The following is a 16,725-nucleotide window of genomic DNA, read 5'->3' as shown; positions in this document are numbered from 1 at the left end:
GACGCGCTCCACCCGAGGGCTTACTCCCCTAGGGGATACGTCCCCCTGCCTCCTACCCGGGGTTCGTTCCGGGGAAGGACGAGCCGGGGCGTACCGCTCCCTACTGTGGTTACGGCCAGCAGGACCGAGGGGGGTAGGGCTGGCCCCACCCGAAGAGGGCGCCGGACCTCATCGTCCGGCCCGCCGGATTCCGGAAGGCTGACCGGGCGCGCGGACACATGTGATCGGACACTTGTGATCGGAACCCGTGTGACCGTCCCGGGTCCGATATAGACGACAAAAAGGAGAACACCGTGACAACGGCCGTATCGATTCCCAAGACCGGGGGCAGCGGAGGACATACGGCCGTCGCCGCCCGGGCATGCCAGGTGGTCAAGGCGTACGGCTCCGGCGAGACCCGGGTGGTCGCGCTGGACCACGTCGATGTGGACATCGCCCGCGGCCGGTTCACGGCGATCATGGGCCCGTCCGGGTCCGGCAAATCGACGCTGATGCACTGCCTCGCGGGTCTGGACACCGTCTCCTCGGGCCAGATCTTCATCGACGAAACCGAGATCACCGGGCTCAAGGACAAGAAGCTCACCCAGCTGCGCCGGGACCGGGTCGGCTTCATCTTCCAGGCGTTCAACCTGCTGCCGACGCTCAACGCGATCGAGAACATCACGCTGCCGATGGACATCGCGGGCCGCAAGCCCGACCGGGCCTGGCTGGACCGGGTGGTGCAGACCGTCGGCCTGGCCGACCGGCTGAAGCACCGTCCGAACCAGCTGTCCGGCGGTCAGCAGCAGCGGGTCGCGGTGGCCCGCGCCCTGGCCGCCCGCCCCGAGATCATCTTCGGTGACGAGCCGACCGGAAACCTGGACTCCCGGGCCGGTGCCGAGGTGCTGGGCTTCCTCAAGCGGTCCGTGGACGAGCTGGGCCAGACGATCGTGATGGTCACCCATGATCCCGTAGCCGCCTCCTACGCCGACCGGGTGCTGTACCTGGCCGACGGCCGGATCGTGGACGAGATGTACAACCCCACCGCCGACCTGGTCCTGGAACGCATGCGGCATTTCGCGCCGGGGGGCACGGAGACATCACCGGCCGGCGCCGCGGGCCGGACCCCCGAGGACTTCGACGCACGCGGACGGACGTCATGACCGTCCTCAAGACCTCACTGCGCAACTTCCTCGCCCACAAGGGACGGATGGCGCTGTCCGCGATCGCCGTCCTGCTGTCCGTGGCCTTCGTCTGCGGCACCCTCGTCTTCACCGACACCACCAACGCCACGTTCGACAAGCTCTTCGCGAGTACGGCCTCCGATGTCACGGTCAGCCCCAAGGGGGCCGGCGACAACGACACCCGGCAGGGCCGGGTCCGTACCCTGCCCGGCTCGGACCTGGAGCGGCTGCGGCGGATCGACGGCGTGAAGTCGGTGGCCGGGGACGCCACCAGCGAGGCGGTCACCGTCGTCGACCGCAAGGGCGACAGCATCGGGCCCAAGTCCGGTGCCCCGACCATCGGCACCAACTGGGACACCACCGAGCACCGCTCGGTGAAGCTCACTTCCGGCCACGCGCCGCGCGGCCCCACCGAGGTGATGGTCGACGCCGACACCGCCGACAGCAGGAAGCTGAAGCTGGGCGACGACGCGCGGATCATCGCCATGCCCGGTGAGTTCCACGCGAAGATCGTCGGCATCGCCACGTTCCAGGTGACCAACCCGGGCGCCACGCTCGTCTACATGGACACCGCCACCGCGCAGCGGAAGCTGCTCGGCGCGCCCGGCGCGTACACCAGCTACGCGCTGACCGCCCGGCCCGGCGTCAGCAACGAGCAGCTGAAGAAGAGCGTCGTCGCCGACCTCGGCACCGGCCTCAAGGTGCAGACGAAGGCCGAGTCCAGCAAGGAGGCCGAGAGCCAGATCGGCTCCTTCCTGGACGTCATGAAGTACGCGATGCTCGGCTTCGCCGGAATCGCCGTCCTGGTCGGCATCTTCCTCATCGTCAACACCTTCTCCATGCTGGTCGCCCAGCGCACCCGCGAGATCGGCCTGATGCGCGCCATCGGGTCGAGCCGCAAGCAGATCAACCGGTCGGTGCTGATCGAGGCGCTGCTGCTCGGCGTCGTCGGCTCGGTCCTCGGCGTCCTCGGCGGCGTCGGCCTCGCGGTCGGCCTGATCAAGCTCATGGGCAGCGCGGGTCTGCACCTGAGCACCGACCAGCTGACGGTGAAGCCCACCACGCCCGTCGTCGGCCTCACCATCGGCATCGTCGTCACCGTCATCGCCGCCTACATCCCGGCCCGCCGAGCCGGGACGATCTCCCCGATGGCGGCCCTGCGCGACGCGGGCACCCCGGCGGACACCAAGGCCGGACGGATCCGGGGCGCGATCGGCACCCTGCTCACCGCGGGCGGCGCGGCGGCCCTGGTCGTCGCGGGCAACGCGGACAAGGCGGTCGACGGCTCGCTGTTCCTGGGCCTCGGCGTGGTGCTGACCCTCATCGGCTTCATCGTCATCGGCCCGCTGCTGGCCGGTCTGGTGGTCCGGGCCCTGGCCGCCGTGGTGCTGCGGATCTTCGGCCCGGTCGGCCGGCTCGCCGAGCGCAACGCGCTGCGCAACCCGCGCCGCACCGGCGCCACCGGCGCGGCCCTGATGATCGGCCTGGCGCTGGTCGCCGGCCTGTCGGTGGTGGGCTCCTCGATGGTCGCCTCCGCCACCGACGAGCTGGACAAGTCGGTCGGCGCGGACTTCATCGTCCAGTCCGACAGCGGCCAGCCGATCACCCGGCAGATCGAACAGGCGGCGCACCGGGCCAAGGGCCTCGCCCACATCAGCGACGCCAAGCAGATCGACGGCGCCGAGATCACCGTGCCGGACGGCACGTCGGTCACCAAGGATCTGATCGCGGCCGACCCGACGTACGCGGACGACGTGCGGACCCCGGTCGTCGCGGGTGACCTGGCCGCCGCGTACGGCGAGAACGCCATGTCGGTGCCGGAGGGCTTCGCCAAGGACCACAAGGTGAAGCAGGGCGACACCCTGACCGTCGCCTTCAAGGAGGGCCGTACCGCGAAGCTCAAGGTCGCGGCGATCACCTCGGACGACGTCACCCTGGACAAAGGCGCGCTCTACCTCAACATCACCACCGTCGAGCGCTATGTCCCCGCCAAGATGATCCCGGCGACCATCACCATGCTGGCGCAGGCGAAGGACGGCCAGGAGGCCGCGGCGTACACGTCCCTCAAGGCCGAGCTGCACCAGTACCCGTCGGTCAAGGTCCGCGACCAGACCGACTACAAGAAGGAGATGAAGGACCAGATCGGCCAGTTGCTCAACCTGGTCTACGGCCTGCTGGCGCTCGCGATCATCGTCGCCATCCTCGGCGTGGTGAACACCCTCGCCCTGTCGGTCGTCGAACGGACCCGGGAGATCGGCCTGATGCGCGCCATCGGCCTCTCCCGGCGCCAGATGCGCCGCATGATCCGGCTGGAGTCCGTCGTCATCGCCCTCTTCGGCGCGCTGCTCGGCCTGGGCCTCGGCATGGGCTGGGGCGCGACCGCGCAGAAGCTGCTGGCGCTGGAGGGGCTGAAGACCCTGGAGATCCCCTGGCCGACCATCATCACGGTCTTCATCGGCTCCGCCGTGGTCGGCCTGATCGCGGCCCTGGTCCCGGCCTTCCGGGCGGCGCGGATGAACATCCTGAACGCCATCGCGACGGACTGACCGGAGGCAGGAGAGAACGGGAGGCAGGAGAGAACGGGGTGACGACGGCTGCCCCTTCCAGGGGGGGAGGGGCAGCACGGATCGGCCCGGTGCGCGACGGGGGAGCGCACCGGGCCGGTTCTTTTACGATGCGGGGCTCACGCCGCCGCGAGCGCGCCCCCGGACCGCAGCAGCGGCACCACCTGGTTGCGGATGGCCGACGCCAGCCGGAGATCGCCCTCGCCCGCTGTCCAGCGCATATGAGCCAGTTCGGCCGCCGGGCGGGGCTCCCCGTCGATGCGCGCCCGGAACACCGTCAGCCGCAGCGGCACCCGCTCCAGCACCGCCACCCCCTCGAACTCGCCCAGCAGCCGCGGCTCCAGCGGGGTCACGCCCAGCTCCTCGTCCAGCTCCCGGGCCAGCGTCTCCAGCGGGCCCTCGCCCGGATCCGGCTTGCCGCCGGGCAGATAGAAGACCTCGGGGGCCGCCTTCTTGCTCACCACCAGCAGTCGCCCCCGCTGGACGATCGCGGCGGCCACGACGGTCATCGGCTCTTCGTCCTCGTACGTCATGCGGGCGATTCTGGCAGCCGGGGTGAGGCCCCCGGCCAGCGAATTTCCTCCGGTTGACTTGGAGTGCGCTCCAACTCCTAGCGTGATCGTCACGACCACGAAGGAGGCACCCGATGTCCGATCTGCCGACCCGCCGCCTGGGCCGGCTCACCGTCGCCGCCCAGGGCCTGGGCTGCATGGGGATGAGCCACGGCTACGGCGACTCCGACGACGCCCAGTCGATCGCCACCATCCACCGCGCCCTCGACCTGGGCGTCACCCTGCTGGACACCTCCGACTTCTACGGCTTCGGCCACAACGAGGAGCTGATCGGCCGCGCCCTGGCCGGGGGACGCCGGGAGCAGGCGGTGGTGGCCACCAAGTTCGGCTTCGCCAACCGGCTGGGCGAGCCCACCTCGATCCGGGGCGACGCCGCGTACGTCCGCCAGGCCTGCGACGCCTCGCTGCGCCGCCTCGGCACCGACCACATCGACCTCTACTACCAGCACCGCGTCGACCCGGAGGTCCCGATCGAGGAGACCGTCGGCGCGATGGCCGAGCTGGTCCAGGCGGGCAAGGTGCGCCACCTCGGGCTGTCCGAGGCGAGCGCGGAGACGATTCGCCGAGCCCACACGGTGCATCCCATCGCGGCGCTGCAGAGCGAATGGTCGCTGTGGACCCGGGACCTGGAGCGGGAGACCGCCCCGGTCTGCCGGGAACTCGGCATCGGCCTCGTCCCCTTCTCCCCGCTCGGCCGCGGCTTCCTGACCGGCCGCTACACCTCGGTCGAGAACCTGCCGGAAACGGACATGCGGCGCACCCAGCCCCGGTTCGCCGACGGCAACCTCGAACAGAACCTGGCCATCGTCGACAAGCTGAACGAACTGGCCGCCGAGAAGGGCGTCACCGCCGGTCAGCTCGCCCTCGCCTGGGTGCAGCACCGGGGCGACGACGTGGTGCCGATCCCGGGCACCCGCCGCGAGAAGTACCTGGAGGAGAACCTCGCCGCGGCCGCCATCGAGCTGTCCGCGGAGGAGCTGGCCGCGATCGACGCCGCCGCCCCGGCCGACCAGGTGGCCGGGACCCGCTACGACGAGAAGAGCCTCGCCTTCGTCAACCGCTGATCGTGGTGAGCGAGGAGATCACGCGCCGAGCGCGTCCTGTCCCCCCTCCGCCAGCGCGGTGACCAGCCGCTCCCGGTAGCTCCCCGGCGGTACGTCGCCGATGTGCGCGGCGGCGCGTACGAAGTGCCGGTGGGCAGCGGCCGGGTCACCGAGCGCCCGGTACGCCGATCCCATGTTCACGTGCAGCGAGGCGTAGAAGCCGCGGACCCTCTCGTCGCCGACCGCGTCCGCGCGGTCCAGACACTCCTGGTTCCAGCGGAGCGTTTCAGCGGGGGTGGGCTGGTGCCGGGCCAGGTAGTGCGCGGCCACGCACTTCCCGTAGTCGTCGGTGGCGGCGTCCCACGCCTGCCGGAAGAGTGCGCTGGCGTCGTCGGCCCGGCCCTCGGCCTCGGCGGTCATGCCCTGGACGCACAGCCGCACCACGGGGTTGTCGGGATCCATCGCGGTCTCCTTCACGATGTCCGTACCGGCATGACGAGCGTCGTGAAACTGCCCTGATCGGCGGACCGCACGATGACGGGCTCGGCAGCCGAGGCGATCTCCAGCAACACGTCCGGCCCCACGCCCGCCTCCAGCGCGGGCAGCAGGACAGCGGGATCGAAGGCGATCCGCAGCGGCGGCCCGGTGCACAGGGCCGCCGGCACCGGGCCACCCTCGACCGTCAGCCCGCCGTCACCGGTCCGCATGACGACCGGCCCGTCGCCGGGGAGCGCCGCGACGGCCGCGCTCAGCGCCACCCGGTCGGTGATCACCCGATGCCGGGCGGCGCCGAGCCCGTCCAGCACCATGCGATACGCGGGGAACACCTCATCCGCGATGGCAATCCCCCGCTCCTCCCCTTGGCTTCGTACGCGTACGTCGGCCCCCTCGGCCTCGATCGTGACCTCCGCCAGCCCCCGCACCCACCCCGCGACCGCCCGCAGCTCCTCCACCTCGACGGTCAGCCCGCACGGCTCACCGCTGATCGCGAGCGGCCGCAGCGCCCGTACGGACAGCCGGTAGCGGTCGGTGGCCACCAGCCGCAGCTCCTGGTCGGCGAGTTCGATCAGGACGCGGCCCAGCACAGGGAACTCCTCCCGCACCGCGCCCGCCGCCACCGCCGGACCCACCTGCCGTACCGCCCCCGCCAGCTCGGCACCGCCGACCGTGGCCCGCGCGCGGCGGACCCCGCCCGGCAGGGTGCGCAGCGCGTCCTCGATCGCCGCGCGGGCGGCCGCCGCCGACTCCCGGGTCCGCCGCAGCCGCTCCCGCAGCACCTCCCGGGCCTCCTCGGGCGGCCCGTCCAGCACCACGGTCGCCTCGGTCAGCGGCAGCCCGGCCTCCCGCAGCCGCCGCAGCAGCGCGGCGCGGGGCGTCTGCTCCGGGGCGTAGTACCGATACCCGGTGGCCGCGTCCACCCGGGCGGGCCGCAGCACCGCGCAGTCGTCGTAGAAGCGCAGCGCGCTCGGCGCCAGCCCGACCCGGCGGGCGAAGGCGCCGATGCCCATCAGGGGCTCGTCGTCGTCCATGGCCCACATGCTCGGCCTTCATCCGGCTCGAAGGTCAAGCGGAGCCGCACCGATGAGTTTCGCCCCGCACCCCGGTCATACCGGCATAACCCATTCCACTCCAGGGAGGTCATCATGACCGAGACAGCGAAGGGCACCCGGCTCACCGAGATCGGCCGGGTCGCCGTCACCGTCGCCGACCAGGACCGGGCGCTCGACTTCTACGTCAACACCCTCGGCTTCGAGAAGCGTGCCGACATCCCCTTCGGCGACGGCATGCGCTGGATCGAGGTGGGCCCGGCGGCCGCCCCGACCGGCATCGCCCTCGTCCTCCCGCGCGAGGGCCAGCAGGCGAAGCCCTACGAGACCGGCCTGATCCTCACCTCCGAGGACATCGACGCCGACCACGCCACCCTGCGCTCACGCGGCGTCGACACCGACCCGGAGGTCCAGCGCTGGGGCGCTCCGGTCCCGCCGATGTTCAGCTTCCGCGACGCGGACGGCAACACGCTGATGGTCGTGGAGAACAGCTGAGCCCCACCCCGCCGGGAGCCGGTCCGCACACGGGGGCGGACCGGCTCCCCCATCACGAACGGTGCCAGTACGGCAGGTGGTCGAGGGCGCCTGCCTTGGCGGCGCGTATGAACGCGCCGAAGGTGGCGGGGGCGGTGGCGAGGATGGTGTCGGGTGCGTCGCTTTCGCGGAGGTGGAGGGTGCCGTCGCGGTCGGTGCGTACGTAGACGCAGTTGCCTGCGTTGCCGCTGTACGAGGACTTCTGCCAGGTGTATGTGGGCACGGATGTACCTTAATCAGAGGCTCTGTGCGATGCGGTGAATCATGTCGCGGGACTTCGCCGGCTTCAGCGCGAGGGCTTCCATACGGTCCAGTGTGCTGCGGTAGCGGGTCAGTTGGGGTGGGGTGTCCAGGTACTCGGAGCCGTGGTCGGTATCGAGTTGCACCGTGTCGAGCGTTGGCACTTCTCCGCACAGGTAGATGATCCCCTGGCCGGAGTTGGGGAAGGCGCCCGCTCCGAAGGGGATCACCAGCAGGGTGATGTGCTCTTTCTCGCTCATGGCGAGCAGGTACTCCAACTGTGCGCGGGCCACGCGCTCGCCACCGAACTCCATGCGGAGGGCGGCCTCATGGATGGTCGCGGTCAGAGGGATCGGTTGCTCCCCGTAGAGCACGGCTTGCCGCTTGATCCGGTGTGATACCCGGTGCTCGATCTCATGCGGAGCGAGGGGCGGTTCCACCGCGCTGATGATCGCGTGGGCGTGCTCACGTGTCTGGAGGACGCCGGGCATGTGAATGACGGACGCCACCCGCATCGCCTGGGCGTGGTGCTCCAACTCGGCCATGTCCAGCATGCTCGGCGGCAGGATGTCGCGGTACTCGTCCCACCAGCCCCGGGTTCGGCCGCCGGTCATTCCCGCGAGTGCTTCGATCAGCGCCGGGTCCGTGCAGCCGTAGGCTCGGGCCATTGCCCGTACCCGGTCCGCGCTGACCGCGTAGGCGCCGGATTCGATGCTGCTGACGCGCGACTGCGACGAACCGAGGAGCGCGCCCGCCTGCGTGGCGTTGAGGTCGGCCCGTTCGCGCAGCCGACGCAGTTCGGCGCCGAGTCGTCGTTGCCGGATGGTCGGCGGAAGCTTGGTCCGGGCCATCGCGCTTTCCCTCTCGCTCACATGCCTGCGCCGTCACCCACACGAGGGGTGTTATGGCGTATCTCATCGATTCTGTTGGTCGCATCATAGCGGCGGCCTATGGTGTAACTCATGCGCCAGGTCAGGGCGTTGTTCTGCTCAACTCCTCCTCGTGACAGGAGACATCGATGGCCACGGTATCCCCACAAAATCCCGCCCCCGAGCCGTTCGATTTCGACCAGGAAGTGCGCTCCCTGGTCCTCGACACCGCACCCCGCCTCTTCGCCGTCGTCCAGGAATTCGCCCTGGACGACGGCTGGCGGGACGCCGAGGTCGCGGCGTGGGGGATGGCGTACCAGGACGGGCATGCGGATGTGACCAGCGTCGACGGGCGAAGGCGGTTCAGCTTGCCCTCGCCCGACCGGGTCATGCGGCACTTCGCGCTACTGGAGGGCGTGACCGCGCGGCTGGTGTGGCTCACGCCGCCGCGCGCCGCCACCTTCGAGCCGACCGAGGCGGCCTGACCGCTGGGCCCGTCACCGGAGCGGGCGACCCTCGAAACTCACGGACGCCCCATGGCCCCGCGCCTCACGAGTTGAACCTCGGCGCGTCCGGAGGGCCGGATGGAACTTTCCGGGGGTGCCTCGCATCTTGTCACCTGCCGATCACCGTCCATCGAAGGAGCCGGCTCAGATGCGAAGCGAACGAGGGCAGGACACCGATACCACGGTCACCGAAGACAATCCCTGGTGGGCCGGGATGGGGGCGGCCGGGGGATCGCTCCTCGTGGTGGTCGGCGTGGGACTGCTGCTGTGGTCGTCCGTGACCGGAAACGCCGGCGGCGACAACTGGGCCCTCTCCTACGGGGCCGGCAAGGTCCTGGCCATTGGATGTGTGGTCGCCGGAGCGGCCCTCCTGGGACGTTACCGGCGTCGTATGTCTGCGAGGAGGTCCGGTTCCGGTCAGGAGCGGGAGTCGACCACCGGTCGGTGACCCGCTGCGAGCAGGCGTGCCGGGGGCGGAAGGGCCGGGTCAGTCGCGGGGGAGCAGGGTGCCGAGGGGGCCCAGGTCCAGGTTGAGGTCTTCCATCGTGAGGCCGTGCTGGTCGCACAGCTCGGTCATGCGGCGGTCCAGGTGCATCAGGGTGGTGCCGATGCGGTCGATCTGGTCGTCGGTGAGGCCGCCCGCGTCGATGCGGCGCAGGGCCTGGCGTTCCATCAGCTGGCGGAGGAGTTCGACCACGGTCAGGACGAGGGCGACCAGGTCGCGGCCCATCGCGTCGGGGTCGAGGTCGACGCGGGTGTCGGTCACAGCGGGCCGCCGTCGGTCCAGGGCGCGGGGACGCGTTCGTTGACGGAGGACAGCAGGGCGTGCAGGGAGAGCCGGATGAGGGGGACCTCGGCGATGGCGATGACGAGGTCGCCGCTGACGACGACCCCGGTGGCGAGCACCCGGTCCAGGAGGTCGACGAGGGGGACGCCGATCGGGCCGTGGGCCTCGGCGGGGACGGTGCCCCAGGCGGCGGTGGTCATGGGGCGGCCCCGGTGCCGGCGAAGGCGTCGGTGAAGGAGTACGGGGGCCAGGGGCCCGACAGGTCGATGTGGATCGCGGGCTCGTCCCGGCGCAACGAGGTCAGGGCGGCGCGGAGTTCGCGGGTGCGGGCGGTGTCGAGGAGGTAGGCCGCGTTGAGGATGTGGGCGCGGTCCTTGCCGGTGACCTCGACGCCGTGCGGGCGCAGTCGGCGGGTGGCCACGGCGAAGCCGCGTACGACGGCGTCCACGCGTTCGGCGGCCTGGAGGGCGGCGTTCTGGCGCTGTTCGCGGCCTTGGTGGCGGTTGCGGACGCGGTCGAGGTAGGCGCGGCCGGTGTCCACCGCGGCGGATTCCCGGGCGGGCGGGGGAGGCGCGGGGGCGTAGACCTTCACTCCCCATTCCTGGCGGCCCGCGAGGTGGTCCAGGGCGGTCAGGAAGGACGTCTCCCTCTCGCGCAGGGCCTCGCGGACGCGTTCGTCGCCTCGGTAGAGGGTGGCCAGGGGGAGGGGGACGGTCGGGGTGATCGACGAGGCGGCCGTGATCACCTCGTGGTGGGCGCGGGCGCGGCGTTCCAGTTCGGCGCGGTCGGACAGGCGTCGGCGCAGGGCCTCTTCGGAGAAGTCGGCCTCCGGTACGTCCTGGACCACGGCGGTGAGCGGGCCCGCCGTCAGGGTGCGGACGGGGGAGCCGGTGCCGGGCAGGGCCTTGTGCGGGCGGCATACGGCGTAGGCGTAGGTGAGCGTGGCGGTCATGCGCCGTCGCCTCCCGCCGGGGCCGCGGCGGTCAGCTCGCCGGATTCGTACGCGTTCAACTGCTCCCGCAGCCGCGCGTTCTCCTCGGCGAGCGCGTCCCGCCGGGCGCGGGAGGACAGCGCGGGGTCGGTCTCCCACCAGTCGATCCCGGCCTTGCGGGCGGTGTCGACGGACGCGACGAACAGCCGCAGCCGGATGGTGAGGAGTTCGATGTCCAGCAGGTCGATCTTGATGTCCCCGGCGATGACGATGCCCTTGTCCAGGACGCGTTCCAGGATCTCGGCGAGGTCGGACGTGGGCGGGCCGGTGGTCGGGGGCGGGGTGCACAGCAGATCGGGGTCGGTGCGGTGGTCAGCCACGGGGCGTCGTCCCTCGTTCCAGCAGGTCGAGCAGTCGGTCCTCTTCGCGGTCGAATTCGTCGGGGGTGATCAGACCGCTCTCCAGGCTCTCGTTCAGGGCGGCGAGCCGGGCCCGGACCACGGACGGGTGGCACGTCTCGCGTTCCGCGGCGTCCCGCAGGCACTCCGCGACCCACACCACGCCCCGTACGGGCGCCAGCGGCAGGAGCGCGATCTCGCTCAGCACGCCCATGCGGGCTCCACGAAGCTGTAGCAGGGCAGCGGCCCGGTCAGGCGGAGTTCGACGTGGCCGCCGTGTTCGGCCGCCAGCCGCTCCACCACGGTGTGGAAGCGCCGCATCTCGGCCCGGGCGAGGAGGAAGGACGCGTTGAGCACGCACCCCGGCACCTCGGGACCGGTCACCCGCTCGTCCGCCACCTCCGACAGCGCGGCCAGCACCGCGGCCGCGGTGGCCGTGGCCCGGCGCGTGAGCCCCCGGGCCACGGCCTCGCCGAGCCGCAGGCTGGCCTCGTAGCCCGGAGTGCGGTGGGCGGCCGCGCGCAGCCGGGCGACCTCGGGGTCCTCGCGCACCAGCGACCGCAGATCGCCCTGGGCGGGGACTGCCTTGAGGTTCATCTCGACCCGGCCGTCGACCCGCTGGAGAGCGGCGAGGCAGTCGCCGTGCGAGGACTCCAGCTGGCGGCGCACCACCTCCTCGTCGGGCGCGACCATCCCGAAGCGCATGGGCAGCACCGGCCCGTCCGCCGCGAGGGCGAGCGCCAGTTCCTGGTGGGCGAGGAGGTCGCGCCGCTTGGCGCGCAAGCCGTCCGGGGCATCGCTGACGACGGCGGCCAGTTCGCCGGCGCGCAGCGTGCGCAGCGGGGCGGGGTGGGCGCCGACGCCGGTGCGGCCGGGCGGCAGGGCGCGGCGGGCGTGGACGACGCCGTAGACGTACACGCTGCGGGGCGCGACGGTCGCGGTCATGCGTCAGCCCTCCTCGGAGCGGCGGCGGGTGCGGGTGGCGGTACCGCCGGTACGGCGCCGCGGCCGGGACTCCTCTTCCGGCTCTTCGTCCTCGTCGCCGCCCCCTACGGCTTGCTTGACCTTGTCCTCCACGGCGCCGACGGCCTTCTTGACCTTCCGCTTGCCGAGGCCCTGGGCCACCGCGCCCGCCGCGCTGCCGCCGCCTTCGCCCATGCCGAACAGCTCGGGAACGGTTCGGCTGCTGCGGTCGTGTTCGAGGTCCAGGCGATTGCAGGCCTCCGCGAAGCGCAGGTAGGTGTCCACGCTGGCGACCACGATCCGGGCGTCGATCTTCAGGATCTCGATGCCGACCAGGGAGACCCTGACGAAAACGTCGATCACCATGCCGCGGTCGAGGATCAGCTCCATGACGTCGTACAGGGTGCCCGCCCGCGGAACGCAGACGACTTCCTCGGTGTAGGTGGTGGGGGACATGCGGGCGGGTCCTCTCAGCAGTCGTCGGCTCAGCAGTCGTCGGCCGCACCGCGCCGGTAGCGGCGGACCCTCCGGTACTCGCGCAGCTCGCCCCGCTGGTCGAGGTCCACCTCGTAGGTGGCCAGCAGGCTCGTCGTGTCGGGGATGCGGGCGACCTCCAGTACGTCCACGCTCACCCGCCAGCCGTCCTCGGTCCGCCGCACCGCCGACACCCCCTCAGTGGGGTGGGTGATCAGCGCGGTGAGCCGTTCGCAGGCGTGCCCGGCCACCTGCTCGGGTCCGGGGCCGGACTCGGGTCCGGGCTCGCGCTCCCGTTCCCGTGTCCTGCGGCTGGTCTCGGCGCCGGTCGCGCGCCGCTCTCGCTCTGCCATGCGCACCAGTCTGTTCACAGGGTGTGCCGGGCCGCGCGCTGAGTTGGGCCAGATGCGGGCGCGGCGGCACTCCGGGGCCGACCCGGGAGTGTCGGGGGCTCCGTCACCGTATGACCGGACAAACCGCGCCCGGCGGAGGATGTCGGTGCGGGGCCGTACTCTGGAAGACCCCCGGCCCGTGTGACGTGTCGGGTGATTCGCGTTGTCCGTCTCCGGGATGGAAGACCCCTTTATGAGCCTCACCGGTCTGCTCGACGCCGTCGTACGGGACCCCGCGCTCGCCGAGGCGGTGCGCGGTGCCTCCGACGGGAACCGCCCCCATGTGGATCTGGTCGGGCCACCCGCCGCCCGGCCCTTCGCCGTCGCCGCGCTGGCGCGCTCCGCCGGGCGGCCCGTGCTCGCGGTGACCGCCACCGGCCGGGAGGCCGAGGATCTGGCGGCCGCGCTGCGCTCGCTGCTGCCGCCGGACGGGGTGGTGGAGTATCCGTCGTGGGAGACGCTGCCGCATGAGCGGCTGTCGCCGCGTTCGGACACCGTGGGCCGCAGGCTCGCGGTGCTGCGGCGGCTCGCGCATCCGAGCCCCGACGACCCGGCCGCGGGGCCGGTGTCGGTGGTGGTGGCACCGGTGCGTTCGGTGCTGCAGCCGCAGGTCAAGGGGCTGGGCGAGCTGGAGCCGGTGAGTCTGCGGGCCGGGCGGAGCGCCGATCTGGGGGAGGTCGTGGACGGGCTCGCGGCCGCCGCGTACTCCCGGGTGGAGCTGGTCGAGAAGCGCGGCGAGTTCGCCGTGCGCGGCGGCATCCTGGATGTCTTCCCGCCGACGGAGGAGCATCCGCTGCGGATCGAGTTCTGGGGCGACGACGTCGAGGAGATCCGTTACTTCAAGGTCGCGGACCAGCGGTCCCTGGAGGTCGCCGAGCACGGTCTGTGGGCGCCGCCCTGCCGTGAGCTGCTGCTGACCGACGACGTACGGGAGCGGGCGGCGGCCCTCGCCGAGGCCCACCCGGAGCTGGGCGAGCTGCTGGGCAAGATCGCCGAGGGGATCGCGGTCGAGGGCATGGAGTCCCTGGCGCCGGTGCTGGTCGACGACATGGAGCTGCTGCTGGACGTGCTGCCCGCGGGCAGCATGACGGTGGTCTGCGACCCGGAGCGGGTGCGGACCCGGTCGGCGGATCTGGTGGCCACGTCGCAGGAGTTCCTGCAGGCGTCCTGGGCGGCGACGGCCGGGGGAGGCGAGGCGCCGATCGACGTGGGCGCGGCTTCGCTGTGGGGGCTGGCGGACGTCCGTGACCGGGCCCGCGAGCTGGGCATGATGTGGTGGTCGGTGAGCCCCTTCGCGGCCGACGCCGAGCTGGACGAGGACACCCTCACCCTCGGCATGCACGCCCCCGAGACCTACCGCGGCGACACCGCCCGCGCGCTGGCCGACACCAAGGGCTGGCTCGCCGAGGGCTGGCGCGCGGTGTATGTGACCGAGGCCCACGGCCCGGCCTCCCGCACCGTCGAGGTGCTGAGCGGTGAGGGGATCGCGGCGCGGCTCGACGCGGACCTCGGCGAGATCAAGCCGTCCGTGGTGCACGTGGCGTGCGGGTCCATCGACTACGGATTCGTCGACCCGGGCCTGAAACTGGCCGTCCTCACCGAGACGGATCTGTCCGGGCAGAAGGCGGCGGGCAAGGAGGGCGCGCGGATGCCCGCGCGCCGCCGCAAGACGATCGACCCGCTCACCCTGGAGGCGGGCGACTTCATCGTCCACGAGCAGCACGGCGTGGGCCGCTACATCGAGATGGTGCAGCGCACCGTGCAGGGCGCGACCCGCGAGTATCTGGTGGTCGAGTACGCCCCGGCCAAGCGCGGCCAGCCCGGCGACCGGCTCTACATCCCGACCGACCAGCTGGAGCAGATCACCAAGTACGTGGGCGGCGAGGCCCCCACGCTGCACCGGCTCGGCGGCGCCGACTGGACGAAGACCAAGGCGCGCGCCAAGAAGGCCGTGAAGGAGATCGCGGCCGACCTGATCAAGCTGTACTCGGCCCGGATGGCCGCCCCCGGCCATGCCTTCGGCCCCGATACGCCCTGGCAGCGCGAGCTGGAGGACGCCTTCCCGTACGCGGAGACCCCCGACCAGCTCACCACCATCGGCGAGGTCAAGGAGGACATGGAGAAGTCGGTCCCGATGGACCGGCTGATCTGCGGCGACGTCGGCTACGGCAAGACCGAGATCGCGGTGCGCGCCGCGTTCAAGGCGGTCCAGGACGGCAAGCAGGTCGCGGTCCTCGTGCCGACGACGCTGCTCGTCCAGCAGCACATGGGCACCTTCACCGAGCGGTACGGGCAGTTCCCGGTCGTGGTCAAGGCGCTGTCCCGGTTCCAGACCGACACCGAGGCGAAGGGCGTCCTGGAGGGGCTGCGGGAGGGCTCGGTCGACGTCGTGATCGGCACCCACCGGCTGTTCTCCTCCGAGACCACGTTCAAGAACCTGGGCCTGGTCATCGTGGACGAGGAGCAGCGTTTCGGCGTGGAGCACAAGGAGCAGCTGAAGAAGCTCCGGGCCAATGTGGACGTGCTGACCATGTCCGCCACCCCCATCCCGCGCACCCTGGAGATGGCGGTCACCGGCATCCGCGAGATGTCCACGATCACCACCCCGCCGGAGGAGCGCCACCCGGTGCTGACCTTCGTCGGGCCGTACGAGCAGAAGCAGATCGGCGCGGCCATCCGCCGTGAACTGCTGCGCGAGGGCCAGGTCTTCTACATCCACAACCGGGTCGAGTCCATCGACCGGGCCGCGGCCCGGCTCCGCGAGATCGTGCCCGAGGCGCGCATCGCCATCGCCCACGGCCAGATGTCGGAAGGCGCCCTGGAGCAGGTCGTGGTCGACTTCTGGGAGAAGAAGTTCGACGTCCTGGTCTCCACGACGATCGTCGAATCCGGCATCGACATCTCCAACGCCAACACGCTCATCGTCGAACGCGGCGACAACTTCGGCCTCTCCCAGCTGCACCAGCTGCGCGGCCGGGTCGGGCGGGGCCGCGAGCGCGGATACGCGTACTTCCTCTACCCGCCGGAGAAGCCGCTCACCGAGACCGCCCACGAGCGGCTTGCCACCATCGCCCAGCACACCGAGATGGGCGCCGGCATGTATGTGGCGATGAAGGACCTGGAGATCCGCGGCGCGGGCAATCTGCTCGGCGGCGAGCAGTCAGGGCACATCGCGGGCGTCGGCTTCGACCTGTACGTGCGGATGGTCGGCGAGGCCGTCGCCGACTACCGGGCCACGCTGGAGGCGGACGGCGGCGAGGTGGAGGAGGCGCCGCTGGAGGTCAAGATCGAGCTTCCGGTCGACGCGCACGTCCCGCACGACTACGCCCCGGGCGAGCGGCTGCGCCTCCAGGCGTACCGCGCCATCGCCTCGGCCAACGGTGAGGACGACATCCGCGCCGTCCGCGAGGAGCTGACCGACCGCTACGGGCCGCTGCCCGAGCCGGTGGAGAACCTGCTGCTGGTCGCGGGCCTGCGGCTGCTGGCCCGTTCCTGCGGCGTCTCCGACATCACCCTCCAGGGCTCCAACATCCGCTTCGGGCCGGTGGAGCTGCGCGAGTCCCAGGAGCTGCGCCTGAAGCGGCTCTACCAGCGGGCGATCGTCAAGCCCGCCACCCAGCAGGTCCTGGTGCCCCGCCCGGCGACGGCCCGTATCGGCGGAAAGCCGCTGGTCGGGCGGGAACTGCTGGCGTGGACGGGCGAATTCCTGACCACGATCCTGGGATCGTGACGACGAGCTCCG

At 71.6% G+C, this 16,725-nt stretch carries 20 protein-coding genes; 7 read left to right on the top strand and 13 right to left on the bottom strand.

Annotation, left to right across the window (positions count from 1 at the left end):
* Window positions 1-293: 293 nt before the first annotated feature.
* The gene (locus tag ASC60_RS08575) at window positions 294-1,142 is read left to right on the top strand and encodes an ABC transporter ATP-binding protein (RefSeq protein WP_055548439.1); all 849 of its coding nucleotides are present in this window, start codon (window positions 294-296) and stop codon (window positions 1,140-1,142) included.
* Window positions 1,139-3,709, top strand: a complete 2,571-nt coding sequence (locus tag ASC60_RS08570) for an ABC transporter permease (RefSeq protein WP_055548437.1) — start codon at window positions 1,139-1,141, stop codon at window positions 3,707-3,709. The genes ASC60_RS08575 and ASC60_RS08570 overlap by 4 nt, the downstream gene beginning before the upstream one ends.
* A gap of 137 nt (window positions 3,710-3,846) precedes the next feature.
* Here the strand turns inward: ASC60_RS08570 and ASC60_RS08565 are convergent, their stop codons facing one another.
* Complete coding sequence (locus tag ASC60_RS08565; RefSeq protein WP_055548435.1) at window positions 3,847-4,260, bottom strand: NUDIX domain-containing protein; 414 nt, start codon at window positions 4,258-4,260, stop codon at window positions 3,847-3,849.
* A gap of 113 nt (window positions 4,261-4,373) precedes the next feature.
* On the opposite strand from ASC60_RS08565, the gene ASC60_RS08560 reads away from it, so the two are divergent.
* A complete protein-coding gene (locus ASC60_RS08560) occupies window positions 4,374-5,363 on the top strand; it encodes an aldo/keto reductase (RefSeq protein ID WP_055548433.1) in 990 nt (329 codons plus the stop codon).
* An 18-nt stretch (window positions 5,364-5,381) separates the two neighbouring features.
* On the opposite strand, the gene ASC60_RS08555 is transcribed toward ASC60_RS08560, so the two are convergent.
* Together ASC60_RS08555 and ASC60_RS08550 are read right to left on the bottom strand one after the other, a co-directional pair.
* Window positions 5,382-5,804 carry a hypothetical protein gene (locus ASC60_RS08555; protein WP_055548431.1) on the bottom strand — a complete coding sequence of 141 codons (423 nt, stop codon included), beginning with the start codon at window positions 5,802-5,804 and terminating at the stop codon, window positions 5,382-5,384.
* 11 nt (window positions 5,805-5,815) lie between these two features.
* A complete protein-coding gene (locus tag ASC60_RS08550; protein WP_055548795.1) occupies window positions 5,816-6,871 on the bottom strand; it encodes a MerR family transcriptional regulator in 1,056 nt (351 codons plus the stop codon).
* A gap of 114 nt (window positions 6,872-6,985) precedes the next feature.
* Between ASC60_RS08550 and ASC60_RS08545 the strand changes: the two genes are divergently transcribed.
* On the top strand, window positions 6,986-7,384 hold the full coding sequence (locus tag ASC60_RS08545) for a VOC family protein (protein WP_055548429.1): 399 nt from the start codon (window positions 6,986-6,988) through the stop codon (window positions 7,382-7,384).
* Between the two features lie 52 nt (window positions 7,385-7,436).
* Here ASC60_RS08545 and ASC60_RS08540 read toward each other — a convergent pair whose 3' ends face one another.
* Together ASC60_RS08540 and ASC60_RS08535 are read right to left on the bottom strand one after the other, a co-directional pair.
* On the bottom strand, window positions 7,437-7,646 hold the full coding sequence (locus tag ASC60_RS08540) for a DUF397 domain-containing protein (RefSeq protein WP_055548427.1): 210 nt from the start codon (window positions 7,644-7,646) through the stop codon (window positions 7,437-7,439).
* A gap of 13 nt (window positions 7,647-7,659) precedes the next feature.
* The gene (locus ASC60_RS08535; protein ID WP_055548425.1) at window positions 7,660-8,514 is read right to left on the bottom strand and encodes a helix-turn-helix transcriptional regulator; all 855 of its coding nucleotides are present in this window, start codon (window positions 8,512-8,514) and stop codon (window positions 7,660-7,662) included.
* Between the two features lie 167 nt (window positions 8,515-8,681).
* On the opposite strand from ASC60_RS08535, the gene ASC60_RS08530 reads away from it, so the two are divergent.
* The gene (locus tag ASC60_RS08530; protein WP_055548423.1) at window positions 8,682-9,017 is read left to right on the top strand and encodes a hypothetical protein; all 336 of its coding nucleotides are present in this window, start codon (window positions 8,682-8,684) and stop codon (window positions 9,015-9,017) included.
* A gap of 169 nt (window positions 9,018-9,186) precedes the next feature.
* A complete protein-coding gene (locus ASC60_RS08525) occupies window positions 9,187-9,486 on the top strand; it encodes a hypothetical protein (protein ID WP_063787086.1) in 300 nt (99 codons plus the stop codon).
* A gap of 39 nt (window positions 9,487-9,525) precedes the next feature.
* Here ASC60_RS08525 and ASC60_RS08520 read toward each other — a convergent pair whose 3' ends face one another.
* The 8 genes from ASC60_RS08520 to ASC60_RS08485 are packed head-to-tail and all read right to left on the bottom strand — an operon-like array spanning window position 9,526 to window position 12,944.
* Window positions 9,526-9,804, bottom strand: a complete 279-nt coding sequence (locus tag ASC60_RS08520; RefSeq protein ID WP_055548421.1) for a gas vesicle protein K — start codon at window positions 9,802-9,804, stop codon at window positions 9,526-9,528.
* On the bottom strand, window positions 9,801-10,025 hold the full coding sequence (locus ASC60_RS08515; RefSeq protein WP_055548419.1) for a gas vesicle protein: 225 nt from the start codon (window positions 10,023-10,025) through the stop codon (window positions 9,801-9,803). The genes ASC60_RS08520 and ASC60_RS08515 overlap by 4 nt, the downstream gene beginning before the upstream one ends.
* On the bottom strand, window positions 10,022-10,777 hold the full coding sequence (locus tag ASC60_RS08510) for a GvpL/GvpF family gas vesicle protein (RefSeq protein ID WP_055548417.1): 756 nt from the start codon (window positions 10,775-10,777) through the stop codon (window positions 10,022-10,024). Before ASC60_RS08510 ends, ASC60_RS08515 begins: the two co-directional genes overlap by 4 nt.
* Window positions 10,774-11,109, bottom strand: a complete 336-nt coding sequence (locus ASC60_RS08505) for a gas vesicle protein (protein ID WP_055548793.1) — start codon at window positions 11,107-11,109, stop codon at window positions 10,774-10,776. The genes ASC60_RS08510 and ASC60_RS08505 overlap by 4 nt, the downstream gene beginning before the upstream one ends.
* 19 nt (window positions 11,110-11,128) lie before the next feature.
* Window positions 11,129-11,368, bottom strand: coding sequence for a gas vesicle protein GvpG (locus tag ASC60_RS08500; RefSeq protein WP_055548415.1), 240 nt, complete (start codon window positions 11,366-11,368; stop codon window positions 11,129-11,131).
* Window positions 11,356-12,099 (bottom strand): GvpL/GvpF family gas vesicle protein, encoded by a 744-nt coding sequence (locus tag ASC60_RS08495; RefSeq protein ID WP_055548413.1) that lies wholly within the window; start codon window positions 12,097-12,099, stop codon window positions 11,356-11,358. The genes ASC60_RS08500 and ASC60_RS08495 overlap by 13 nt, the downstream gene beginning before the upstream one ends.
* Window positions 12,100-12,102: 3 nt before the next feature.
* Window positions 12,103-12,573 (bottom strand): gas vesicle protein GvpJ, encoded by a 471-nt coding sequence (gvpJ, locus tag ASC60_RS08490; protein ID WP_055548411.1) that lies wholly within the window; start codon window positions 12,571-12,573, stop codon window positions 12,103-12,105.
* Window positions 12,574-12,602: 29 nt separating this feature from the next.
* The gene (locus ASC60_RS08485; protein WP_055548409.1) at window positions 12,603-12,944 is read right to left on the bottom strand and encodes a gas vesicle protein; all 342 of its coding nucleotides are present in this window, start codon (window positions 12,942-12,944) and stop codon (window positions 12,603-12,605) included.
* Between the two features lie 232 nt (window positions 12,945-13,176).
* Here ASC60_RS08485 and mfd point away from each other — a divergent pair, with 232 nt between their 5' ends.
* Window positions 13,177-16,713 carry a transcription-repair coupling factor gene (gene mfd / locus ASC60_RS08480; protein ID WP_055548407.1) on the top strand — a complete coding sequence of 1,179 codons (3,537 nt, stop codon included), beginning with the start codon at window positions 13,177-13,179 and terminating at the stop codon, window positions 16,711-16,713.
* Window positions 16,714-16,725 lie beyond the last annotated feature (12 nt).

The organism is Streptomyces sp. NBRC 110028 (assembly GCF_001417735.1).
Taxonomy (GTDB): domain Bacteria; phylum Actinomycetota; class Actinomycetes; order Streptomycetales; family Streptomycetaceae; genus Streptomyces.
Note: the sequence above shows the minus strand (reverse complement) of the source record. Positions and strands in the feature narration are given on the sequence as shown.

Coding starts and splice junctions, on each gene's coding strand:
- ASC60_RS08570 (WP_055548437.1), top strand. CDS start 1,139: ATGACCGTCCTCAAGACCTCACTGCGCAACTTCCTCGCCCACAAGGGA.
- ASC60_RS08565 (WP_055548435.1), bottom strand. CDS start 4,260: ATGACGTACGAGGACGAAGAGCCGATGACCGTCGTGGCCGCCGCGATC.
- ASC60_RS08560 (WP_055548433.1), top strand. CDS start 4,374: ATGTCCGATCTGCCGACCCGCCGCCTGGGCCGGCTCACCGTCGCCGCC.
- ASC60_RS08555 (WP_055548431.1), bottom strand. CDS start 5,804: ATGGATCCCGACAACCCCGTGGTGCGGCTGTGCGTCCAGGGCATGACC.
- ASC60_RS08550 (WP_055548795.1), bottom strand. CDS start 6,871: ATGGACGACGACGAGCCCCTGATGGGCATCGGCGCCTTCGCCCGCCGG.
- ASC60_RS08545 (WP_055548429.1), top strand. CDS start 6,986: ATGACCGAGACAGCGAAGGGCACCCGGCTCACCGAGATCGGCCGGGTC.
- ASC60_RS08535 (WP_055548425.1), bottom strand. CDS start 8,514: ATGGCCCGGACCAAGCTTCCGCCGACCATCCGGCAACGACGACTCGGC.
- ASC60_RS08530 (WP_055548423.1), top strand. CDS start 8,682: ATGGCCACGGTATCCCCACAAAATCCCGCCCCCGAGCCGTTCGATTTC.
- ASC60_RS08525 (WP_063787086.1), top strand. CDS start 9,187: ATGCGAAGCGAACGAGGGCAGGACACCGATACCACGGTCACCGAAGAC.
- ASC60_RS08515 (WP_055548419.1), bottom strand. CDS start 10,025: ATGACCACCGCCGCCTGGGGCACCGTCCCCGCCGAGGCCCACGGCCCG.
- ASC60_RS08510 (WP_055548417.1), bottom strand. CDS start 10,777: ATGACCGCCACGCTCACCTACGCCTACGCCGTATGCCGCCCGCACAAG.
- ASC60_RS08500 (WP_055548415.1), bottom strand. CDS start 11,368: ATGGGCGTGCTGAGCGAGATCGCGCTCCTGCCGCTGGCGCCCGTACGG.
- ASC60_RS08495 (WP_055548413.1), bottom strand. CDS start 12,099: ATGACCGCGACCGTCGCGCCCCGCAGCGTGTACGTCTACGGCGTCGTC.
- gvpJ (WP_055548411.1), bottom strand. CDS start 12,573: ATGTCCCCCACCACCTACACCGAGGAAGTCGTCTGCGTTCCGCGGGCG.
- ASC60_RS08485 (WP_055548409.1), bottom strand. CDS start 12,944: ATGGCAGAGCGAGAGCGGCGCGCGACCGGCGCCGAGACCAGCCGCAGG.
- mfd (WP_055548407.1), top strand. CDS start 13,177: ATGAGCCTCACCGGTCTGCTCGACGCCGTCGTACGGGACCCCGCGCTC.